We start from the raw sequence: 21630 nt of genomic DNA on the forward strand, positions 1-21630 counted from the left end.
GATTTGTAACTTATTGTTCCTTATTTGTTTTGCCGCCTATCTTTAAAGTAAAGGTAGTGCCTTTGTCCGGCTCGCTCGTAACTTCAATTTTACCACCCAGCGCTTCGGCCTGCAGCTTGGTGAGGTAGAGGCCAAGGCCCTTGGAGTCTTTGTTGGCGTGAAAGGTTTTGTAGAGGCCAAATACCTTGTTTCCCACTTTCTGCAGGTCCATGCCCAGCCCGTTGTCCGACACAGACAGGCAGCAGCAGTCCTGCTCCCGCCACGACTTAATCCGGATAACGGGTTTCCGGTTATCGGCGCGGTACTTGAGCGCATTGGAGAGCAGGTTGTGCAGAATGCTTTCGAGGTAAACTTTGGGAACTGTGATTTCCTGCACCTCCAGGTCTGTTTGAATGTCGGCGTTCGTTTCGCGGATAACGGCCTCCAGGTTCTGCTTTTCTTTTTCGATAACTTCTAGCAGGCGCACGGGCTGGCTGGGGAGCTGCTTTTCGAGCGCCGCCCGTAAAATCAGGTTCAGGTCGTCGATGGTCGCTGCCATGTTGTTGATGACCACATGCATGCGCTTCATCACTTCAGCGCCTGTTTCCGGGTCGGGTTCTGCCTGGTATAAATTATAGAGGCCCCGGATATTGCTCATGGGCGAGCGAAGGTTGTGGGTAATAATGTGGGCAAAATCTTCGAGACGCTGATTTTTTAGATGCAACTCTTCGGCGGAGGTACGCAATTCGGAATTTAATTCACGTAACCTGGCTGCCTGACTACGCAGCACGTAAGCAATGATATCCTTTTGCAGCAACTGGCCAATTTCGATTTCGCTCAGGCTCCAGGACACAGATTTTCCTTTCACCACTTCCACCCATTTTTCAAAAGATTTGCGCGGGTGGATGAGCTGGTCGGCACCTGCTACCGGTTTTTCGGGGTTGCCTGCCCAGATGCGGGTTTCTTTTATTTCAGGCTTAAAGAAAAGAATGAAGGATTTGCTGAACCGCGATATTTCAAGGGCCAGCAGCCCGCTAGCCTGCTCCTGGTAAGCGGCAGCAGGAGGAAAAGCCTTCGACAGCTGCCTGGTATGGAAAATCTGCTCATCCCGGTTCTCCTGCAGCCACGCCAGCAGTTCCAGCACCTGAACTTCGGAAGGCGTACTGCCGATAAGGAACAATTCATTTTCGAAAAACAGGGCAGCACCGGTACCTTCCGAAATGTTGAGCAGTGTGAGCTGCTGCTTGAGCAGTCCTTCGCAGATGTTTCCGGTTTTATGTACCTGTTCCATCAGTTTGTTTTCAGCCTGCCTGTACTTCTCCAGCGTTACCAGGTCGCGTTTTTCGGCGCTGGCCAGGATGGCATTTGAAAAAGCCTTGGCTACCAGGTTGCAGGTCTGGCGTTGCCAGTAGTTCTTTAAAACCGGCGTTTCGTTCTGGCAGTTTATCAGCCCCCACAGCTCTCCTTTCACCATAACCGACACCGACAGGGTGGCGCGTACGTTCATGTTGCGCAGAAACTCCAGGTGCAGCTCCGACGGGTTGCGCAGCTCGGACCGCAGGATGTTGCTGGGTTTTCCGGAAGCAGGGTTCAGGTACGGCACAATATTCAGGGGTTGCGCATTGGCATCCGGAATCTGCCGCACATGTTTTTGCACCAGCAGCGCCCGGGCCTGCGCCGGAATATCGGTAGCCGGGAAGTGGTGGTGCAGGTAAGAAGTGACGCCAGGTTTTATTTTTTCGGCAATTACTTCACCGTTCCACTCCGGGTCAAAGGCATACAGCATTACCCGGTCGTAATCGAGTATGGCCTGCGCGTACTCCACCAGCAGGTTAGCCTGCTCTTCCAGCGAATTAAGGCTGTTGAGCTTTGATTGAAATTCGGAAAAAATGAACGTGCTTTCCAGGCGCTGTTTTTCGGTACTTTGCGTATAGGGCTCGCACTCTACTACAATCTTATCTTCGGATGGATGGATAAAACCAAAATACAGCTTACCCTGCAGCGTGAGGAGCTGCGGGTTCATTTTATCGGCATTGCGAAGCTGGATTTCCAGTGTGTGGTATTCTTCCGGGGTGCAGATCTGGCCGAGCGTGCGGCCCTGTAATTTTTCCGGTGCTACTCCAAAATATGCCTCAATATTTTCGCTTACCTGTTCTATCGCCAGGGTATCCTGGCTGAGTATCAGCAGGAAACCGTGCGGCTGTATTCTGCCTATCAGGTGGATAGGCTCTACATCGCAGTTAGAAAGGTCAACTTTCAGGTTCTGATAATTTTGCATGCTGGTGTTATTTTGCCTCCTGACACCTGTATGCCTGGTGCAGGAGGCGGCTCCTATGTTGTTGTGGTACAATAGGTAAAACAGCAGCTTGCAGTTGCTTTACCTTAAAATGATTTAAACTAAAAAGGGGTGGCTATACAGCCTGTAAACGTAAAGATGGGTAAATATCTTTTAATTGACGTGAAAATACGCTGCCGTGCCGGCTACAGGGCCAGTCCTATCTGCTTTGATTTACCGTCGTATTTCCACTCCATCACTTGCTCGGTATCGAAATAGTAGAGGATGCACTTTACCTGTTCGTAGCCCAGCTGCTTAAACCGAACGGCGTAATGGTCGAGCTTAAAGCGGTGCTCAGGCGCTGGTGGCGGGAGCTTAAACTCCAGCAGCACCACCTGCGTACCGTCAAACACCACCCTGTCGGGTTTGTAGAGGTAGGCGCGGGCATCGAGCAGCTCTTTCTCGTGCTCCACTATTACCTTGTCCGAAAAATAATGCTTCAGTTTCGGGTGGCGGATAACTTCCTGCAGGCGTTTATGCAGGGCAGGCTTCTCGCGCTCACTGATAATGCCTTCGTATACCATCTGCCGCAGCACCGTGTTCAGCTGTGGCGCCGTTACAGTACGGGAAAGGGCGTAATGCAGTTTTTTATTGACCGCTCTTTGTTTGGCTTGTGTCTCGAAATCGAACACGCTGTTGGCATGTTGTTTCAGCTGCAGTCGCTGTGCCCAGTCGGTAGCGACGAGGTACTGCAGCTGGTACGTATCGTGCCTTGTGTTGCGGTGCTGCTGCGCAAATGGCTCGCCCTGCGCCAGTTGGTAACAGAATTGCTCCGGCTGCCACAGCTCCCTGTGCACCAGGTAGCGGTACAGCAGGTGGCTGGTATTGCGCACAGGCCCGTCGAGTTTCGGCATTTTGTTTTCCTCCTGCAAATCCCGGCCGTTGCCGATAAGGTACAGCCGGTCGATGGGGCGGGTGAGGGCCACGTAGAGCATGTTCAGGTTTTCGATGAACGTCTTTTCGATTTCGGTGCTGTACTGCTCGCCGAGCACGGTTGTCTCCAGTTTGGAACTGATGTTAACCGCCACGCTCCGCAGCTTTCCGGTTACGCTTACCTCGTCGGGCAGCTGGCTCCACATAAGCGAACCTGCTTTGGGCTGCGTGCTCCAGTCGGCGAAGGGGATGATGACCACCGGGTAAGCCAGTCCTTTGGATTTGTGGATGCTCGTGATGGTGATGGCGTTGCGGTCTTTGGGTGTGTTGATGCTGAGCTTCTCCTTCTGCTGGTCCCAGTAGGAGAGGAAGTTGTTCAGGTTGTTGCTGTGCTTGAGGCTGTATTCAAGCACCAGGTCCAGGAAACGGAACAGGTAATCGCACTCGTTGTTATGGTCCAGCAAACTGAACACCCGGATAAGCTTTTCGGTGAGCTCGTAGAGCGAGAGGTTGCCCGTTTCCCGCTCCTGCACATCAAAACCAAAAACGCGCAGCTGCTCAAAAAACGGCTCCGGGTCCGGCTCGTTGGCGATGCGGGCAATGGCCTGCGTCATGGTTACGTCGGGCAGGGTTTCCAGCACGACTTTGCACACCAGGTACAGCGCCTCCGACTTGGCCAGGGCATCGTTAGGACGGTTGAATACCCGGAACATCGCCACCACCAGGTTAATGACCTCGGCAAACTGCAGCGAGAGCGAGTCCTGTGAGATAATATCGAACCCTTTTTCTTTCAGGAAGTTGGCCACAAGCCTGCTTTTGATGTTGGTGCGGCTCAGGATGGCGATATCTTTCCAGCTGTAGCCGTCTGATTCTGCCTGCCGCACGAGTTGCAGCACCAGGTTGAGCATGTTTTCGTCATAGCTGCCGCTTTCGGGGCGGGTGTAGCCTTCGTGCAGTTCTTCGGTGCGGCGGCAGCTGCTGAGGTTGTAGCGGTAGTTGGTGTCGCCGTCGTAGGTGAACATGATTTGAATATGCCCGCCGCTGCGGCCGCTTTCCGGTACCCGCTGCTGAAAACCTTCATCATAAATGGAAGTGAAGATGCCGTACTCCTTGTGGCCCTGGCTGATAAAGGAAAACAGCTCGTTGTTGAACTGAATTATTTCGGAGCGGCTGCGGTAGTTGAACTGCAGGTTTTCAGGGGAGAGCGCATGGTTAATGCCCTCGTAACGCTCCTCCAGCAGCGTGCGCTGCCGCCGGTGCTCATACAGGTTGCGGGTGCTGCCTTTGTAGAGGTGCAGGATTTGTTCCATTTCGCCGCCCCGCCAGCGGTAGATGGCCTGTTTCGCATCGCCCACCACCATGCTGAAGTGGCCTGAGGCCACGGCGTTCTCTACGAGCGGCAGCAGGTTGTTCCACTGCAGCACTGAGGTATCCTGGAATTCGTCGATGAGGATGTGGTTGTATTTTTCGCCCAGCCGCTCGTAAATAAAAGGCACCGGCTCGTGCAGCACAATGTCGATGATGCGCTTGTTGAACTCCGAAATGTGTACCGTGTTCTTGTCCTGCTTTATTTCCTGCAGGCATTTCTCCAGTTCGTTCAGCACCGACACCTTGTACAGGTGCGGCACCACCGCCTGAATTAGCGAATAAGTACCGGAAAACTTCTCCTTGATGTCCTCGATGTGCTCGTAGAGCTCCGCCAGCTGCTGTTTGATGCTGTCTATCTGGCTTTTGGCATAGGTGCTGGCTTTACCGCCATACCATTTGTCGTCGGTCACGGTGGTGCGGGCGAAGCTGTTGCCATAATTCAGGTCTACTTTGTTGAGCCAGGTGTTGAAGTAGCTGTAGATGCCGGTCTTGCCGCGAAAGAAGTCTTCGGGAGCCACATCGGCTTGTGCTATCAGGTCCAGCGCCTGCCGGGCCGCCTCCTGTACCGCCTGCTCTATTTCTTCTTTTAGGCCGAACAGCTGCTTCCGGATGGCTTTGAAATCTTCCAGCGAGAGCTGCTGCAGGTCGGTCACCGCCTCGTACACCTGCTCGTTGAGCAGGTTGTTGGCAAAGCTGGTCAGCTCTTCCGACAGCATGTTCCAGCTTTTGCCTTCGCCGGCTTTTTCGAGGGCAAACTGCTCCAGCGTCTGCGACAGCAGGTCGTCTTTCCGGTTCGATACTTTGTCGAGCAGCAGGCTGACGGCCGTGCTGAGCAGCGTCTGCGAGTCCAGGTCCACCTCGAAGTTAAGCGGGATTTTCAGCTCGTGGGCAAAGGCCTGCACAATTTTATTCACAAAGCTGTCGATGGTGCTCACCGAGAAGTCGGAGTAGTTGTAGAGTATCTGCCGGAAAAGCTTTTGTGCCCGCTGCCTGATTTCCTCCTTGTCCAGGTGCTCCTCCGGGTACTCCTCCTGCAGGTCGGCCGTAATATCCTCCAGCAGGTTTTCGCTTTTCTGCTTTGCCCTCTCGGGCAGGTGTTCTTCGTTAAACTCCCGTAGCGCTCCCAAAATGCGTTCTTTCATTTCGGCAGCGGCATCGTTGGTGAAGGTGATGGCCAGTATGGAGCGGTAGTAGTCCGGGTTGGCCGAGTGCAGGGCCAGTTTCAGGTATTCCTTGGTGAGGTGGTAGGTTTTACCGGAGCCGGCAGAGGAGGAGTATATTTTAAAGACAGATGGCATAGGCAGAGGTCCAGTTATGAAGGATTTATAAAGATAAGGCAGGAGGATTTAATGTGCTAATGGATTCAGGGGATTATATGTTCTCAGGTAAGGGAAAGGCGCAAAGCAGCGGGAGTGGAGGCTGGTACAGCAAAATAAAAGGCACAAAAAAGAGGCTGCCTGTTGGGGCAACCTCTCTTGTAGTTGGTGGAAATAATAAACTTACTTACTTTTGGTTTTATTCCTTACGGACATCCTGGCTTAGCACTATTACATTGTCAATTATATGAATTCTGCCATTCGAGGCTTCGATATCGCTTTTGATCAGGCGTGCGCCGCCAACGGTGGCGGAAGTACCGGCTGCATCGGTTGAGATCGGAATGTAGGAATCTTCAGAAATACGGATGCGGTCATTATCTGCCAAGCGCAGCGAAGATACTTCTGAAGGCAGAAAATGGGCCTGTAACATCCTGGAAAGCATGGCTTTGTTTTCAGGCATCAGCAGGGATTCCAGTTCTGCTTTAGGCATTTTGGCAAAGGCCTCGTTGGTAGGAGCAAAAAGCGTTACTTTTTCCAGGTGCTCTATGCCTTCTTCCAGCTCAGCCTGTTCCACCAGTTTCACAAAGGTGCTCAGGTTTGGACTGGTCCTGGCCAGCGACATCACATCATACTGCTCGGTATCGTCAATGTCTTCGAACATATCATCAACTTCAATGGTATTTTCCATCGATAAGGCAGTTACAGATAAAGTAGCAATAGGCACCACCACTTTTTCTTCTACAATAAGAGCATCCACATCTTCACTTTCATCCACTCTACCTGCCATCGTTGCTGATTCGCTCATGGTGCTGTCCATGGCAGTTGTATCAGTGCTGTCAGAGCTGGCGCAGCCAAACATGGTAAAGGAGGCAAACGTCATTATTGCTAAAGGTTTATAAAACATCTTTTTCATAGCTTAATAGTTTTGTTCTTGTTAAAAGATAAAGACAAAAATTAATCGTCATTTTATACTTAACTGATATTTAGCAATTTTGTTACAACTACTGCAGTTTATTGCACTCAATATAGTCCTATTGCCTGCATTTTAAGACCCATCATTTGCCGGTGATAGTGTTTTTCAAATATCTTTTCACATTTATCATCTTTTTTCATGGCAGGAATATAATTTTTAATAGCTCCTGTATTTTGGTACAGTATTTGAAAATAGAATTATGAAACCAATGTAAACAATGTAGTAAACTTATAATCAGTTATATATCTATATCAAACAGGTTCAATTATATTATTAAATTTTAAATATTATATTAAATGAAATCTAAACAATTTTTTGCCGGCCTTACGCTTTCCGCCTTATTGGGTGGCGGTATTGCTGTAGGCGGTTATAAACTCTCAGAAGGTACTACGGAATTCAGTCAGGTGATACAGGAGCAAATGCGGTTTCCGCAGGTGCGCTATACCAGCGACATGCGCAGCAGCACGCCTGTGGTTCCGGAAGGATTGAACTTTCTGAAAGCGGCACAGTCAGCAACCCCGGCTGTAGTGCACGTCATGACGGAGTATAATTCCAACAGAACAGCCAGTCGTGGTGGCGGGCAAATGGACCCTTTCCTGCGCGAGTTCTTCGGCGATGGCTTTGAACGGCAGGCGCCCCAGGGACCGCAACGAGCTTCCGGTTCAGGCGTAATTATTGCCTCCGACGGCTATATCGTTACCAATAACCACGTAATCGACAAAGCAGATAAAATAGAAGTAGTGCTGGACGATAAGCGCACATTTGAAGCGACGCTCGTCGGAACGGACCCAACGACCGATATTGCGCTGCTCAAAATAAAATCTGAAAACCTGCCGGTGGTACGCTACGGAAATTCCGACGACCTGCGTGTAGGGGAGTGGGTGCTGGCAGTGGGTAACCCGATGAACCTTACCTCTACGGTTACTGCCGGTATCGTAAGTGCCAAAGGCCGTAGTATTGACCTGCTTCGCTCGAATAACCCGGAGCAAAAGTATAGCATCGAATCGTTTATCCAGACGGATGCAGCTGTAAACCCTGGTAACAGCGGGGGCGCGTTGGTTAACCTGAACGGCGACCTGGTAGGTATCAACACCGCCATTGCCTCGCAGACCGGTTCCTTTGCAGGCTATTCGTTTGCCGTGCCTTCTTCTATTGTAAGTAAGGTAGTGGATGACCTGCTGAAGTATGGTGAAGTACAGCGTGCCTTGTTAGGTGCCGAGATCCGGGAGATTGACGCTGCCTTTGCAAAAGAAAAAAATCTGAAAACCCTGGATGGGGTGTACCTGGCAAATGTGGCGGCCAATAGCGGCGCGCAGGAGGCCGGCCTGAAACCGGGCGATGTAATTACTGCCATCAACGGTGTTGCCGTAACTAAATCGTCGCAGTTGCTGGAGCAGGTGGCGCGTTACCGGCCTGGCGACAAAGTAAAAGTTGCGTTCCTGCGCGACGGGAATGAGAAAACAGCCCATGTTACACTTAAAAACATGAACAACAGCACCGAACTGGTGAAGCGTAGCAAAGCCAGTTCCGTGAAGTTTGAAGGCGCTACGTTCGAAGCTGTCAGCCAGCAGGAGATGAACAAACTGGGCATAAACGGAGGGGCTAAAATTGCCAACGTTCGGGGCAGCAAGTTCCGCGAAACCGGCATGAAAGACGGCTTTATCATTACCCGTATCGATAAACAGCCTGTAAAACAGCCTGCTGACGTAGAAAAATACCTGCAGAATTTCGATGGGGGCGTGGTTTACCTCGAAGGGGTATACCCGGATGGCCTGAAGGCTTATTATCCAATTGAAAAATAACAAAAACGATCTTTCCGGGAAAAGCTTCTGCAGCCTTTGCAGGAGCTTTTTTTTATGCCTCGCCTCTTCCCCTGGCTGTAGAGGAGCAGTGGCTGTGGTGGCTGGTGCAGCAGAACTGGTGGGGCCCTAAAACAGGCAAACCCGCCTGCTCCGATAATGAAGCCGGCGGGTTTGCCTGTTTTTACTGTACTTTTTATTACTTCTCCGGCAGCTGCAGTACAAACTCGTTTCCGGAAGGTACGGTAAGCTTATAGCCCTTGATCCAGGGGTTGTAGAGGCGCAGGAGTTTGTAGTTAATACCCTGTTCCAGTGCAAATTGTGGTAAATCCGGAATGGAGGAACTGATGGTAATCTCACGCGCCTGCAGGGGCTGGTACGCCTGTTCTGCCGGGAGTTCAAAACCGTATTGTTGCGGGTTGCTCAGAATTTCCTTCAGGGCCAGAATCCGGAACATGTAGCGCGACGTTTCATCGTTCAAATAGAGGTCGTAGTAGGAGGTGACGCCCTGCTGCTTCAGTGCCCTGTCCAGGCCACCCATGCCTCTGTTGTAGGAGGCGGCGGCGTTGGTCCAGGAGCCAAAGCGGCTTTTTGCCGTTTTCAGGTATCGGCAGGCCGCCAGCGTGGCTTTCTCCAGGTGAAACCGCTCGTCCACTTCGTTGTTTACCAGCATGCCGTAGCCACGGGCGGTATCGGGCATCAGCTGCCAGAAACCGGCTGCACCGGCGGGGGAGGTCACGTGCCCGAACAAGCTCTCGGCCAGGGCCAGGAACACAAAATCTTCGGGTATCTCGTTTTCGCGAAGCAGGCGCTTAATCTCCGGCAGGTACCGCTGCATCCGCTTCAGCCCCAGCAGGGTGCCTGAGTGGTAGTAGGAATTGGTCAGCAGTTCGCGGTCGAGGCGTTCTGCCACATCGGGCATATGAAGCGGAACTTCCTCACCGGCAAAGGTAGCGGAGGCAGGTAAGGTTGGCGCCCGGAATACCGGCCGTGCCACATTCGCATTCGAAATGCCAGAGGCAGACGTAGCGGCTAAATACTGCGTGGGCTGCTGGCTGCAAAGGTGCAGTGATACCACCAGCAGCAGTGTAATTAACAGATATTTCCATGCGTGCTGAAACATTGATTTTATCCTCCTTTCTTGATGTTGCCTTCCCTTGTATAACGGTGCAGGTGGAACGCTATTTCCACTGGTTTAAATAAAACAGACTTGTTTTGTTCTGAAATTTCTACGATGCCCGCGGCTTCTCCGATAATGTTATATAAAATATTGTACGAAGAAAGTGGGGCACCAGTGCTTTTTGTCTGCGCAACCGGTTCCGGTGTGGGTGTAGTTTCTTTCTTCGGTTAAAGGTACTAAATTAAGGGAAGCGATGCCAGTTTTGCAGCAGAACTTACAGGTGTTTAGCGAGAAAGAACCAGGTTGCAGATGACCAGGATCAGCCGGCAGCATGACTACAGTCATTGAAAACGGGCCCGGTTCAGCGCTTCTTTACATGTGATAGCTTCAAACCCCAAATCCCAGTCTTATGAGAGCCTTGATCTTGTATATGAGCCGGCACGGCACTACCGAAAAAGTGGCGCTTTATCTGCAACAGCAACTTCCTTTTCCGGTGGACCTGCACCGTTTGGATGCTGCCTCTCCTGCACCGGATTTACAGCCTTACGATTTGGTGGTGGTGGGAGGATCGGTTTACGCGGGACAAATCCAAACCGGCATCAAAGACTTTTGCAGGACGCACCAGCAGGAGCTGCTCGGGAAACAACTCGGACTTTTTATCTGCTGTATGAACGAAAAACAGGCTGAAGCAGTCATGCAGGATGCTTACCCGGAAGCGCTGCGCCGCCATGCCCGGGCCACAGGCGTGATGGGAGGGGAGCTGCTGTTTGAAAAGATGAGCTTCTGGGAGAAAATGGTTATCCGGTCAGTAACAGGACAACAGGAGAGTGTTTCTAAAATAAAATATGCCGAAATAGACCGGTTTGCTGAAGCGATGGCTCCGGTTAGCGTACTTTAACAGGAGCAGCGGGAGTGGTGGCAGGTGCAGAGCACATTTTAAGGTTACTGCACCTGCCACCATTCCCGCTGCACGTCTACTGCTTTGACGTACTGGCTTTATCGTGCTGTTTTTTCGTTAACAGCCCATTGCTGTCGAGCCAGTTGATGGCGCGGTCGAACCACAAATCTTTGGTGGAGGTGTTGTGCAGTCCGAAACCGTGGCCGCCCCGCTGGTAGATGTGCAGCTCGGCTGGCACCTGGTTGCGCAGGAGCGCCTGGTAAAACACAATGCTGTTTTCCGATTTCACGCCCCTATCGTCGGAGGCATGTACCAGAAACGCAGGCGGGGTCTGGGCCGTCACGTTGAATTCGTTCGAGTATTCTTTCAGCTTCTCTTCAGAGGCATCTTTTCCCACTAAACGCTCAAACGAGCCCTGATGCGCAATTTCTTTGTTGCTGCTGATAACCGGGTAAACCAGCAGCATGAAGTCCGGGCGCAGGTTGGTGTTATTCGGATTATCGACATACGCCTGCCGGAAGTGCGTGCCGGCGGTAGAGGCCAAGTGGCCCCCGGCCGAAAAGCCCATAATGCCCACCCGGTCCGGATCGATGTTCCATTCTTTTGCCCGCTCCCGAACCAGGAGCAGCGCCTGCTGTGCATCCTGCAGGGGCGCTACTTCGGGTTTGGAACTTACGCTGGAGTCCGGTAGCCTGTACTTCAGCACAAACGCAGCCACGCCCTGTTCGTTAAACTTCCGGGCTACCGCATGTCCTTCGTGCGCTGCTGCCACTATCGCATAGCCACCACCCGGGCATATCACCACGGCGGTGCCGTTTGCCTTGTCTTTGGGCGGCAGGTATACCGTCAGCGTCGGTTTCCGTATGTTCTTTATCCGGGACTTTTCAATCTGCAGTTCGCCTTCCACCCGCCGTTCCGCTTCTTCCAGGTCCGGTCCGGGAACTTCGTTTGGAATTTTGCTGCTGTACAAGGGCAGCTCGACCGGTGCTTTCTGGCTGTATACCTGTGCCAGGCTCAGGAGCGATAATGCCACCACCATAAATGCCTTTTTCTTCATATGCGTTATGCTGTTTCCTATTGTTCCTCCAGTTCCTCCAGGATGTCCTGCAGTTCATCAAAATTTTTATGACCGGTTTTCAGTTCACTGCCGCCCAGCAAACAGATGCCTTTGGGTTTTACTGTTTTGAGCACTTTGTTCACATTGTCCTGGTTCAGCCCGAAGCCCAGGTACACCGGGAACTGCTTGCACACCTTTTTGAGCAGGTTGGTGTTGGTGTCGTCGATGGTTGTAAAATCGTTGGAGTAAATCAGGAAGGCATCCACCACCGGCAGGTACAGCTCCATCATCTCCAGCAGCTCGCTTTCCACGGTATCTTTGTTGATGAACACTTTCAGAATAACCGGCACCCGGATCTCCTCTATCTCATCGATCAGGTACGGCGTGTCCAACTGAATATAGTCCAGGTTAAAATCTTCGGCGTACTGGTTAATGACATCCGGTTTGGCTCTTTCGAACTGCCCGCCCAGCTTTACACCGGCCAGCCAGCCAATAATTTCTTTTAAAGCTTCATTCGAAACACGTTCCGGGCTGTCGAGCTTCAGGTTAAAAACGATCACATCAACCCCCATGCCTGCACAATAGCGTGCATCGTTCAGGTTGTTTAGGCTGCTGACTATTACGGAAGTACGTAGGCTCATATTATGTTTAACTTTAAGATTAAGTGGTCACTTGCAAAAAAAATGTCTTCAAAGTAAAGCCCATTTTACTTTCTTTGCTACCATTTTAACTATTTTTTTAACCGGATGCAGTTTTTGCAGCTACGCCGTGCGGTGGCGGCAGGTACCTGCTTTTCCCATTCTGCCCTCTGCAAAGGGCAATCAGAATTATTGCCTGCAACAACCGTTTTCGCCGGGCAAACATCCTGCCATTACAAAAGCCAGCAGCACAGCCTGTTAACCGGGCAGGTATTATTTGGCAGCCTGAATCTTTATTCCTGCCCTGATGTTAGTATATTTGTAAAAAATTTGTTTTAACTTTTTTTATTATTTTACATATATTAAATGAGTAAATCTGGAAGGGTACTGGTAGCCATGAGCGGCGGCATCGATAGCTCGGTGGCAGCTGTCATGTTACATGAGCAGGGATACGAGGTTGTGGGCATGACCATGAAAACCTGGGATTATGCCTCGAGTGGCGGAAACAGGAAAGAAACCGGCTGCTGCAGCCTCGATTCTATAAACGATGCACGCAATATTGCCGTACAACTGGGCTTTCCGCATTACATAATTGATATCCGGGAGGAGTTTGGCGACTTTGTGATAAATCATTTTACGGACGAATACATTGCCGGACGTACGCCAAACCCCTGTGTGCTGTGCAACACGCACATTAAATGGGATGCGCTGCTGCGCCGGGCCGACCAGTTAGGATGTGATTTTATTGCCACCGGGCATTATGCCAATATTCGCGAAGAGAACGGCCGTTATGTGATTTCCAAAGGGCTGGATGAGCACAAGGACCAGTCGTATGCGCTGTGGGGTATTTCGCAGAAGAGCCTGAGCCGCACCATTTTCCCGCTGGGCGGGCTGCGTAAGTCCGAGATCCGGCAGATGGCCCTGGAAAGAGGGTTTACCGAACTGGTAAACAAGCCGGAGTCGTATGAAATCTGCTTTATCCCGGATAACGATTACCGTGGTTTCCTGAAGCGCAGGGTAGAAGGCTTGGAAGAAAGCGTGGCCGGCGGCGAATTTGTGCTCGAAGACGGCACCGTAGTAGGCAAACACGAGGGCTATCCGTTTTATACGATCGGGCAGCGGAAGGGACTGGGCATTGCCCTTGGCTTCCCGGCCTATGTTACCCGTATCGAAAAGGACCTGAACCGGGTGGTGCTGGGCAACTTCGACGATCTGGCCAAAAATGCTATGACCGTTGGAAAATTGAGCATGGGGAAATATGCAGACCTGATAGGAAAACCGATTCCGACCATTACCAAGGTGCGCTACAACGACCCGGGCACAGAGGCGATCATAGAGCAGGAGGGCGATAAAATGAAAGTCCACTTTCTGCGGGGCGTGAATGCCATTGCTCCTGGTCAGGCTGCTGTTTTTTACGAAGGAAATGATGTAGTAGGCGGCGGCTGGATCGAGTCGAACTACAACCTGGACTATAAGTTGGATATATTTTCATGATGAAAAGAAACATACTGGCGCTGGCTTTTCTTGTAGCAGGACTCTGGTACGGGTGTGCAGAAAAGCCTGTGGAGCCTACACCAGAGGCGTTAGGTTTAAACTATTACCCGCTGGAGGTGGGCAACTACCGAATTTACGATGTCACCAATATTCGTATTCAGAACAACGTGGGCGATACCACGCGCTTTCAGGTGCGGGAACGGGTGGATACGGCTTATGTGGACCAGGCGAACGTAACTACCTACAAAATAATCCGTTCCGTAAGGCCGGGCGAAGGCAGTACGTGGGCAGACGATTCGGTGATGCTGGTTACCAAGTCCAACAACAGCATTGTGGAGATGAAAAACAACACCAGGCGCATCAAGCTGGTGTTCCCGGTAAAAAACGGCAAAATCTGGAATGCAGATGCCTTCAATTCCAACGAGGTAAACTACGAGGAAGACCGGAAGGAGAAGTTTAAACTGACAAACGTAGGCGAACCTGTTACCATCGGCGGCAAAACCTACGATGAGTCCTTAACGGTAATCCAGGGCAGGCCCACGGATAACCTGATCAACCTGGACGACCGGAAAGAGGTTTATGTAAAAGATATCGGGCTGGTTTACAGGATTTTTAATAAAGTAACCTATTGTAACGATTCACAATCCATAACCTGTCCTTTTGATCCGGAAAACAAGTTCAAGTTGAACGGGCACGAACGTATTGAAGTCCTGAGGTCTCACGGAAAAATGTGATATAATGCGAAAGCTGCTATTCTTACTTGGTACTCTTATTTGTATCGGACCAGCACTGGCACAACAGACAAACGGAACAGCAGCTGAACCGCAAAAACGCATTGTTTACTTTAAAGACAAGGCCAACTCCCCTTATTCGTTGCAGCAGCCGTTGCAGTTTCTGTCGCAGAAGGCAATCGACCGCCGCACCAGGCAGCAGATTGCCCTGACGACCCGCGACCTTCCGGTAAACCCAGCTTATGTTGCCGGCCTGAAGCAACTCGAAGGCGTAACGGTGTGGTATACCTCCCGTTGGTTTAACGCGGCGGTAGTGCAGTGCACCGATGCGAAACTGGCGGAGATACAGGCGCTGGATTTTGTAAAGACTTCGGGCTCCTTAAACAGGATAGGAACCTTGCCACAGGCAGCAACAGTGCCGGTGGTAGAGCCTTTGCAGCAAACCGCCGCAGTTATGGATGCCCCTTATAGCCAGGCCGCCTACGGACAGGCTTTTAACCAGGCCAACATGATAGGGGCCGTGGATTTGCACAACAAGGGCTTTACGGGGCAGAACATGACCATTGCGGTGCTGGATGCCGGTTTCCCGGGAGTAAATACGATTCCGGCCTTTGCGCATCTTTTCCAGAACAACAAAATAAAAGGCACCTTCGATTTTGTAAAGAAGCAGGAGAATGTTTATGCCGAGTATTCCCATGGAACATCAGTGCTTTCCACCATGGCCGCTTACCAGCCCAACCAGTACATCGGAACTGCCTTTGGCGCAAATTTTATCCTGCTGCGTACCGAAGATGTTGCTTCTGAACATAAAATTGAAGAAATAAACTGGCTGCTGGCGGCCGAATATGCCGACAGTGCCGGTGCCGATGTACTGAATTCTTCTATCGGTTACACCACCTTCCAAGCTCCATCGCCGAGCTATACCTATAACAACCTGGATGGCAACACGGCCCTGGTAACAAAGGCAGCCGACTATGCTGCTGCTACCGGTATGCTGGTGGTGGTGAGTGCCGGGAACGACGGCGCCAGGGAATGGCGCTATATTGCCACGCCTGCCGATGCAGATTCTGTCCTGACCGTCGGCTCGGTAGATAAAGATGGCATACGTGCCGCTTCAAGTTCGGTGGGACCTACTGCCGATGGCCGCATCAAGCCGGATGTAATGGCGCAGGGGCAGGGGGCCTTTGTGTATGGATCAGCGGGGAACATAGCGGCAGGCACTGGTACTTCTTTTTCAGCTCCGATTGTGGCGGGGCTGGCTGCTATCCTGTGGGAGGCGAACAGCACCAAAACCAGCCAGGAAATTATCCGGATGATCCGTCAGTCCGGCAGCCTGGCAGTCAATCCTACCAACGAAATGGGCTATGGCATTCCGAATGCCAGCCGAATTGTAACCTCCTTGCCTCAGTTTGTTGAAAATGATCTCTTTATTACCAACCCTGTAAGCTCTCAGCCTGTTTTGCTCACCCTTGGCGAGAAGTGGGTAAAGCAGGAAAGCACGGTACAGGTGTATGACATAACTGGTAGGCTGATCTACCAGGCTGTGCTGCCGTCGCAACAATACAGCCACCAGCTTGAGCTGCAGCCCCAGGTGCTGAAGCAGGGCGTTTATTTCTGCCGGATCAGCTCCGGAAAGCACATCAGCACCTTACGTTTCCTGAAACTGTAGCTGTTCTGTTCGCTTTGGCTATAGGTTAGTTTGCCGAAAAACGTATATTTGCTGCATGAACCCACTAATAGCCCCATCTGTTCTCGCCTCTGATTTTGCCAACCTGCAAGCAGAGACTGAGATGCTGAACCGAAGCCAGGCCGACTGGCTGCACATCGACATTATGGACGGCCGCTTCGTGCCCAACATTTCTTTTGGTTTTCCGGTGTTGCAGGCCATTCAATGTTACGCCAAAAAGCCGCTGGATGTGCACCTGATGATCGTGGAGCCGGAGCTTTACATCGAGCAGTTCCGCGAAACCGGTGCTGAGATTATCACCGTACACTACGAAGCCTGTACGCACCTGCACCGCACGGTGCAGCAGATTAAAGCCACCGGCGCAAAAGCAGGCGTGGCTCTGAATCCGCACACACCCGTTAACCTCCTCGAAGATATTATCACGGATTTGGACCTGGTACTCATCATGTCGGTGAACCCCGGCTTTGGGGGGCAGAAGTTTATCCAAAACACCTATCGCCGCATCGAAAAAACCAAAGAGCTTATACTGGCGCGCGGCTCCCATGCGTTAATTGAAATAGACGGAGGCGTAAATCAGCAGAATGCACCTCTTTTGCTGGAAAAAGGTGCGGATGTACTGGTAGCAGGCAGCTTCGTGTTTACTTCTGCCGACCCAATACAGACAATAGCCGATCTTAAAAGCGTGACTTCTGTTTAACACCACCAACAAGCACCAATGCTTCGATTTTTAACGGTATGGTTACTTCTGGTAGTACCCCTGGCGGTGTCTGCACAACAGGCGACCATAACCGGCAGTGTAGTAAGTACTACTAACCAGCCGTTAGAATTTGCGACAGTAGGTATAAAGGGAACAGAAACCGCAGTACAGACCGATGAAACTGGTAAGTATATACTGCCAGTACCTTCGGAGCAGGATATCGTTATCGTTGCCAGTTTTCTGGGATATCTGCCGCAGGAGACAAAGCTCCGGTTGAAGCCCGATGAAAGGAGAACGGTTAATTTTAAACTGTCCCCGGACCAGCGTTTGCTCAACACGGTAGACGTTATTGCAAAACGCGATATGAATTCCCGCGACCAGGCCGGTATGACCAAACTGGACCCGCAAAATGCCCGGATGCTTCCTTCTGCTTTCGGCGATTTCAGTAAAGTGCTGGTAACGCTGCCCGGCGTTACCAGTAACAATGAGCTTTCTTCTACCTATTCGGTGCGCGGAGGCAATTACGAGGAGAACCTGATCTACGTCAATGGCATCGAGATCTACCGTCCGTTCCTGATATCGAATGCGCAGCAGGAGGGGCTAAGCTTTGTAAACCCTGACCTGGTAGGCGGCATCGAATTTTCTTCCGGCGGCTGGCAACCCCGGTTCGGCGACAAGCTTTCGTCGGTGCTGAATATCGAGTACAAGAAGCCGCAGGAGTTTGCCGGCTCCGTAACGGGCAGCCTCACCGGCGGCTCGCTTCATCTCGAATCAGCTTCTAAAAACAAAAAAGTTTCTTACCTGTTTGGCGCGCGGCATAAGAACGGGCAGTATGTACTTGGAGGGCTGCAGGTAGACGGGCAGTACCTGCCCAGCTTCACAGATGCCCAGGCCTACGTACATGCCGATCTTTCTAAAGACACACTTGACCCGGAACGCACAACCCTTGGAATATTAGCCAGTTATGCGCAGAACGACTATACCACCATCCCCGAAACAAGGGTAACCACCTTCGGCACCCGGCAGGCGCCGGTCCGGCTGCTGGTGGGGTATGACGGGCGGGAGCAGATGGATTACCGGACCTACCAGGTCGGGGTAAACCTGGCGCATAAGTTCACGCCACGGTTTCTGTCGGAGTTTATTCTTTCCGGCGTTCATTCGCGGGAGCGGGAGTTTCGTGACCTGGAAGCGGGTTACCGGCTTTGCGATGTAAACACCGCCAACGGCGACAACTTTGGCGAATGCCTGCAGCAGCGCGGCGTTGGCAGCCAGTTCGACCATGCACGAAACACGCTGCTGGCCCAGATACTGACCTTTGAAGTACGTAACCGCTGGGTTCCGGGCAGGCGCAGCAACGTGATTGCCGGCGTGAAGGTGGGGAACGAACGGATTGAAGACAAAATAGCCGAATACGGCTTCCGGGATTCTGCGGATTATGTAACACCAGCCTATTACCTGAACACGGGCCTCAACCTGAACACGCTGCGCTACAATGCCTATGTGCAGCATACCTATCAGTTGGACTCGCTTAAATCGCTTACCTACGGTTTCCGGGTCAGCTACTGGGACTTTAACCGCGAATTCACGTTTACCCCCAGGATTCAGTATTCCTTCATCACCAGGCACAACCCCGATTTATCCTTCAAAGCTGCCTTAGGACTGTACTACCAGCCGCCTTTCTACCGGGAGCTACGCAATTACGAAGGGGTGTTAAACCCCGATATAAAAGCACAGCGCTCGCTCCATGCCATCTTCGGGAGCGACTACCTCTTTAAAATGTGGGAGCGCGATTTTAAACTTACCTCCGAAGTCTATTACAAGTACCTGACCAACGTCATTCCATACGACATCGACAATGTGCGGCTGCGTTATTTTGCCACCAACAATGCCAAAGCCTATGCCGCCGGGTTTGATGTTCGCGTGAACGGAGAATTCATAAAAGGAGCCGAGTCGTGGTTTAGCCTGGGTCTGCTCACTACCAAAGAGAATATCGAGGGGGACTCCACCTTTGTGTATGATGCCGAAGGAAACATTACAGGCAGGACCCCACAAGGCTACATCCGCCGGCCATCCGACCAGCTGCTCAACGTGGGAATCTTTTTCCAGGACCACCTGCCCAACAACCCGACGGTCCGGATGTACCTGAACCTGGCTTATGGCAGTGGTTTACCGTTTAGCCCGCCGCGGATACCCGAATACCGGAATTCCTTTCCCGGCAGGTCCTTTAAGCGCATCGATATCGGGTTCTCCAAGCTTATTGTGTTAGGCGACGAACTGGTAGAACGGAAAAAGGTTTCGCTGGAGAGCCTGTGGCTGGGGCTGGAAGTGCTGAACCTGATCGATGCCCGCAACCGCATCTCCTACACTTATGTAAACGATGTGAACGGTGTTACCTATGCCGTTCCGAATTACCTGACTGGCAGAAGGATTAACCTGCGCTTTATCGCCAAATTCTGATAATTTACTTTACTGCACCAGCCTCCATTGCCACTGCTCTTCCTACGACCTGCTACCTGGTATCGGCCTCATCATCTTCAATGGTAAAAGCTACAATACCATATATGTAGCAATTCTGGCAATTATGTAGAAACAGCCAGCTATAAGTTGTAACCTCTTTTCAAAGCTGTAACTTTGAAATGTTCAGTTAAATAAAGAAACACCATGCGTCTATTACCTATCCTGCTAGCTGCTGCTTCTTTTGTTTCGTGCAGCAGTTCCGAAAAGGCAAGTAAAGCAAGAACAGCATTGCCGGAAAATGTAGTTGTTGCCCATCGTGGCGCCTGGAAGAAGAATTCGCTTCCTCATAATTCTATTGCAGCTCTCCGGCAAGCCATCGCACTGAAATGCGGAGGTGCAGAATTCGATGTGCGCATGACGGCAGATGATTCGCTGGTTCTTCATCATGATGCAACTTTTAATAAACTGCCGGTAGAGGAATCAACTTATTCTGAACTGGTTGCCAGCAGCAGGCTGTCAAACGGGGAAAAGCTGCCTACTTTAAGAGAGTACCTTCTTGCAGGAATGGAAAACAACGCCTCTACAAAATTGGTCTGCGAAATAAAGCCTTCCGGAATAAGTAAGGAGCGGGGAAAAGACGTTGCAGCTAAAATTGTGAAACTGGTGCATGAGCTTCGGGCGCAGCAGCAGGTGGAATACATTAGTTTCGACTATGGTATCCTGCTGAAGATTGTCGAACTCAACCCGACGGCGACAACGCAATATCTGCAGGGGAACAAAACGCCGGAGCAATTAGCTGCTGACGGAATCAAGGGGGCTGATTATAATCAGAATGTTTACAGAAAACACCCGGAATGGATAGAAAGCGCTAAAAAGCATAAAATTACCCTTAATGTATGGACCGTTAACAAGGCCGAAGATATGGATTGGTTTTTGGCAAATAATTTCGATTTTATTACAACAGATGAGCCGGAGTTGCTGTTCGAAAGACTAAATCAGAAGACAGCACCCGTTTCTGTACCGTAACTTAAAAGCTCTACAGGCAACTACAATCGCGTTCCTGTACAGCTTTTCAGTTTCTAAAATTTCCGCTTCTTCCAGTCGTTGTAGGCTGTTTCAATTTCCTTGGCATAGGTTTTATAGGCTTCCGGTTCCGAACTGCCCAGTTGCATGGCCTTGGCGGTTAGCGCTGCGGCTTCCTGGAACTCTTTGTTGTAGGCATACAGCCTTGCCTTGATCCAGGAGTTATAAAAATTCTCTTTGATTGCGATGGATTTGTTTATCCACTTCAGCGCATCGTTATGATACTCTTTCCGCTGCATCATGTATTCCGCGCTCTGTGCCCAGATGTACCAGTCATCGGGAGCGGCTTCGGCAAGGGCTTTGTGTATGTTGGCGAGCGCTTTCTTCTCCACCTCCGTTTCGATGTGCAGCGTTAGCTGCGAATTTTCCCAGGCCAGGTGCAGCTGCCCGGTGTTCGTCCCGATGTTGGAAAACGAGAACTGCAGCGTTTCCTGGAAAGGGACTTTCTTTGGCTTCACGCTCAGGTAGGCTACATCGTTCAGTTCGCTGTAGCCTTCGAGTCCCCAGAGGGTGGTGTCTTTGTTCAGAACAATGCTCCAGTCCTTGTCAGATTCGGGGATAATGAAAAAGGAATATGTTCCGGCAGGTACACGTTCGTTGTTCAGGAAAAGATCGTCGGAGAAAGTTATCAGGGTTGCTTCGTTGGCACCGGCCCGCCACAACTTGCCATACGGAACCAGGTTACCGAAAACGGAACGCCCTTTTACGCCGGGCGCATGGTAGCTCACGGAAACATCTGTCAAGCCGATCGTCTGCTGCACGTAGGCTGCCGGACTGGCTTGCGGCAATTGCAACTGCGCAGAAGCAGTGGTGGAGATTACAAACGAAATTAAAAGTAAAAAAAAGCTTAACAGGTACTTATTCATGTAGATCTGGTTCTCTGGTTTCGGGATATACAAAGAAAAAACTATGCCATTCGGATTTTAAGCGTAATCCAAATGCAAAATTAAAACATTTTTCTTTTCTGAAGCACTGCCTGCTGCACATGTTATATAGTATAAATCATTAGTGTCCAAGTATAATTAAAAGATTTTCAATTGGTTACAAATGTTATTTTCCGGCATTTGTATTTGTGTGTTGTTAAGTAGTTGATTAAGAGGTGTTTTTTCAAAAGCAGAGATAGAG

Annotated in this window: 15 protein-coding genes; 8 read left to right on the plus strand and 7 right to left on the minus strand. The window is 50.9% G+C overall.

All coding sequences use genetic code 11. The annotated features are described in order from the left end of the window. Positions 1 to 10: 10 nt before the first annotated feature. From DCW36_RS20115 to DCW36_RS20125, 3 genes are all read right to left on the minus strand, one after another. Positions 11 to 2257, minus strand: coding sequence for an ATP-binding protein (locus tag DCW36_RS20115; RefSeq protein ID WP_114782594.1), 2247 nt, complete (start codon positions 2255 to 2257; stop codon positions 11 to 13). Between the two features lie 203 nt (positions 2258 to 2460). Next, complete coding sequence (locus DCW36_RS20120; RefSeq protein WP_114782595.1) at positions 2461 to 5853, minus strand: UvrD-helicase domain-containing protein; 3393 nt, start codon at positions 5851 to 5853, stop codon at positions 2461 to 2463. A gap of 217 nt (positions 5854 to 6070) precedes the next feature. Next, positions 6071 to 6784 carry a fasciclin domain-containing protein gene (locus DCW36_RS20125; protein WP_114782596.1) on the minus strand — a complete coding sequence of 238 codons (714 nt, stop codon included), beginning with the start codon at positions 6782 to 6784 and terminating at the stop codon, positions 6071 to 6073. Positions 6785 to 7140: 356 nt separating this feature from the next. Between DCW36_RS20125 and DCW36_RS20130 the strand changes: the two genes are divergently transcribed. Then, positions 7141 to 8646, plus strand: coding sequence for a Do family serine endopeptidase (locus DCW36_RS20130; RefSeq protein WP_114782597.1), 1506 nt, complete (start codon positions 7141 to 7143; stop codon positions 8644 to 8646). Between the two features lie 196 nt (positions 8647 to 8842). Here DCW36_RS20130 and DCW36_RS20135 read toward each other — a convergent pair whose 3' ends face one another. Next, positions 8843 to 9721: a lytic transglycosylase domain-containing protein gene (locus tag DCW36_RS20135; RefSeq protein ID WP_240676254.1), complete on the minus strand. Its 879-nt coding sequence runs from the start codon at positions 9719 to 9721 to the stop codon at positions 8843 to 8845. Positions 9722 to 10172: 451 nt separating this feature from the next. Here DCW36_RS20135 and DCW36_RS20140 point away from each other — a divergent pair, with 451 nt between their 5' ends. Next, complete coding sequence (locus tag DCW36_RS20140; protein WP_114782599.1) at positions 10173 to 10661, plus strand: flavodoxin domain-containing protein; 489 nt, start codon at positions 10173 to 10175, stop codon at positions 10659 to 10661. 76 nt (positions 10662 to 10737) lie between these two features. Here the strand turns inward: DCW36_RS20140 and DCW36_RS20145 are convergent, their stop codons facing one another. Both DCW36_RS20145 and trpF read right to left on the minus strand, forming a co-directional pair. Then, positions 10738 to 11718: an alpha/beta hydrolase gene (locus DCW36_RS20145; protein ID WP_114782600.1), complete on the minus strand. Its 981-nt coding sequence runs from the start codon at positions 11716 to 11718 to the stop codon at positions 10738 to 10740. A gap of 17 nt (positions 11719 to 11735) precedes the next feature. Further along, positions 11736 to 12359: a phosphoribosylanthranilate isomerase gene (trpF, locus tag DCW36_RS20150; protein WP_240676255.1), complete on the minus strand. Its 624-nt coding sequence runs from the start codon at positions 12357 to 12359 to the stop codon at positions 11736 to 11738. A 363-nt stretch (positions 12360 to 12722) separates the two neighbouring features. Here trpF and mnmA point away from each other — a divergent pair, with 363 nt between their 5' ends. The 6 genes from mnmA to DCW36_RS20180 all read left to right on the plus strand — a co-directional run bounded on the left by mnmA (position 12723) and on the right by DCW36_RS20180 (position 20448). Next, positions 12723 to 13850, plus strand: coding sequence for a tRNA 2-thiouridine(34) synthase MnmA (gene mnmA / locus DCW36_RS20155; RefSeq protein ID WP_114782602.1), 1128 nt, complete (start codon positions 12723 to 12725; stop codon positions 13848 to 13850). After that, on the plus strand, positions 13847 to 14584 hold the full coding sequence (locus DCW36_RS20160) for a hypothetical protein (protein WP_125185411.1): 738 nt from the start codon (positions 13847 to 13849) through the stop codon (positions 14582 to 14584). The genes mnmA and DCW36_RS20160 overlap by 4 nt, the downstream gene beginning before the upstream one ends. A 4-nt stretch (positions 14585 to 14588) precedes the next feature. Then, positions 14589 to 16250 carry a S8 family serine peptidase gene (locus DCW36_RS20165; protein WP_114782604.1) on the plus strand — a complete coding sequence of 554 codons (1662 nt, stop codon included), beginning with the start codon at positions 14589 to 14591 and terminating at the stop codon, positions 16248 to 16250. Between the two features lie 55 nt (positions 16251 to 16305). After that, positions 16306 to 16965 carry a ribulose-phosphate 3-epimerase gene (rpe, locus tag DCW36_RS20170; protein WP_114782605.1) on the plus strand — a complete coding sequence of 220 codons (660 nt, stop codon included), beginning with the start codon at positions 16306 to 16308 and terminating at the stop codon, positions 16963 to 16965. Between the two features lie 18 nt (positions 16966 to 16983). Beyond that, on the plus strand, positions 16984 to 19422 hold the full coding sequence (locus DCW36_RS20175) for a TonB-dependent receptor (protein ID WP_114782606.1): 2439 nt from the start codon (positions 16984 to 16986) through the stop codon (positions 19420 to 19422). Between the two features lie 204 nt (positions 19423 to 19626). Beyond that, the gene (locus DCW36_RS20180; RefSeq protein WP_114782607.1) at positions 19627 to 20448 is read left to right on the plus strand and encodes a glycerophosphodiester phosphodiesterase; all 822 of its coding nucleotides are present in this window, start codon (positions 19627 to 19629) and stop codon (positions 20446 to 20448) included. A gap of 53 nt (positions 20449 to 20501) precedes the next feature. On the opposite strand, the gene DCW36_RS20185 is transcribed toward DCW36_RS20180, so the two are convergent. After that, positions 20502 to 21371, minus strand: a complete 870-nt coding sequence (locus tag DCW36_RS20185; protein WP_114782612.1) for a DUF2911 domain-containing protein — start codon at positions 21369 to 21371, stop codon at positions 20502 to 20504. Positions 21372 to 21630 lie beyond the last annotated feature (259 nt).

Origin of the sequence: Botryobacter ruber (assembly GCF_003347595.2) — a bacterium.
Taxonomy (GTDB): domain Bacteria; phylum Bacteroidota; class Bacteroidia; order Cytophagales; family Hymenobacteraceae; genus Pontibacter; species Pontibacter ruber_A.

Bases quoted from the DNA above. Each gene is read 5' to 3' on its own strand.
- mnmA (WP_114782602.1), top strand. From the start codon at position 12,723: ATGAGTAAATCTGGAAGGGTACTGGTAGCCATGAGCGGCGGCATCGAT.
- DCW36_RS20185 (WP_114782612.1), bottom strand. From the start codon at position 21,371: ATGAATAAGTACCTGTTAAGCTTTTTTTTACTTTTAATTTCGTTTGTA.
- DCW36_RS20120 (WP_114782595.1), bottom strand. From the start codon at position 5,853: ATGCCATCTGTCTTTAAAATATACTCCTCCTCTGCCGGCTCCGGTAAA.
- DCW36_RS20115 (WP_114782594.1), bottom strand. From the start codon at position 2,257: ATGCAAAATTATCAGAACCTGAAAGTTGACCTTTCTAACTGCGATGTA.
- DCW36_RS20140 (WP_114782599.1), top strand. From the start codon at position 10,173: ATGAGAGCCTTGATCTTGTATATGAGCCGGCACGGCACTACCGAAAAA.
- DCW36_RS20160 (WP_125185411.1), top strand. From the start codon at position 13,847: ATGATGAAAAGAAACATACTGGCGCTGGCTTTTCTTGTAGCAGGACTC.
- DCW36_RS20145 (WP_114782600.1), bottom strand. From the start codon at position 11,718: ATGAAGAAAAAGGCATTTATGGTGGTGGCATTATCGCTCCTGAGCCTG.
- DCW36_RS20180 (WP_114782607.1), top strand. From the start codon at position 19,627: ATGCGTCTATTACCTATCCTGCTAGCTGCTGCTTCTTTTGTTTCGTGC.
- DCW36_RS20175 (WP_114782606.1), top strand. From the start codon at position 16,984: ATGCTTCGATTTTTAACGGTATGGTTACTTCTGGTAGTACCCCTGGCG.
- DCW36_RS20130 (WP_114782597.1), top strand. From the start codon at position 7,141: ATGAAATCTAAACAATTTTTTGCCGGCCTTACGCTTTCCGCCTTATTG.
- DCW36_RS20165 (WP_114782604.1), top strand. From the start codon at position 14,589: ATGCGAAAGCTGCTATTCTTACTTGGTACTCTTATTTGTATCGGACCA.
- rpe (WP_114782605.1), top strand. From the start codon at position 16,306: ATGAACCCACTAATAGCCCCATCTGTTCTCGCCTCTGATTTTGCCAAC.
- DCW36_RS20125 (WP_114782596.1), bottom strand. From the start codon at position 6,784: ATGAAAAAGATGTTTTATAAACCTTTAGCAATAATGACGTTTGCCTCC.
- trpF (WP_240676255.1), bottom strand. From the start codon at position 12,359: ATGAGCCTACGTACTTCCGTAATAGTCAGCAGCCTAAACAACCTGAAC.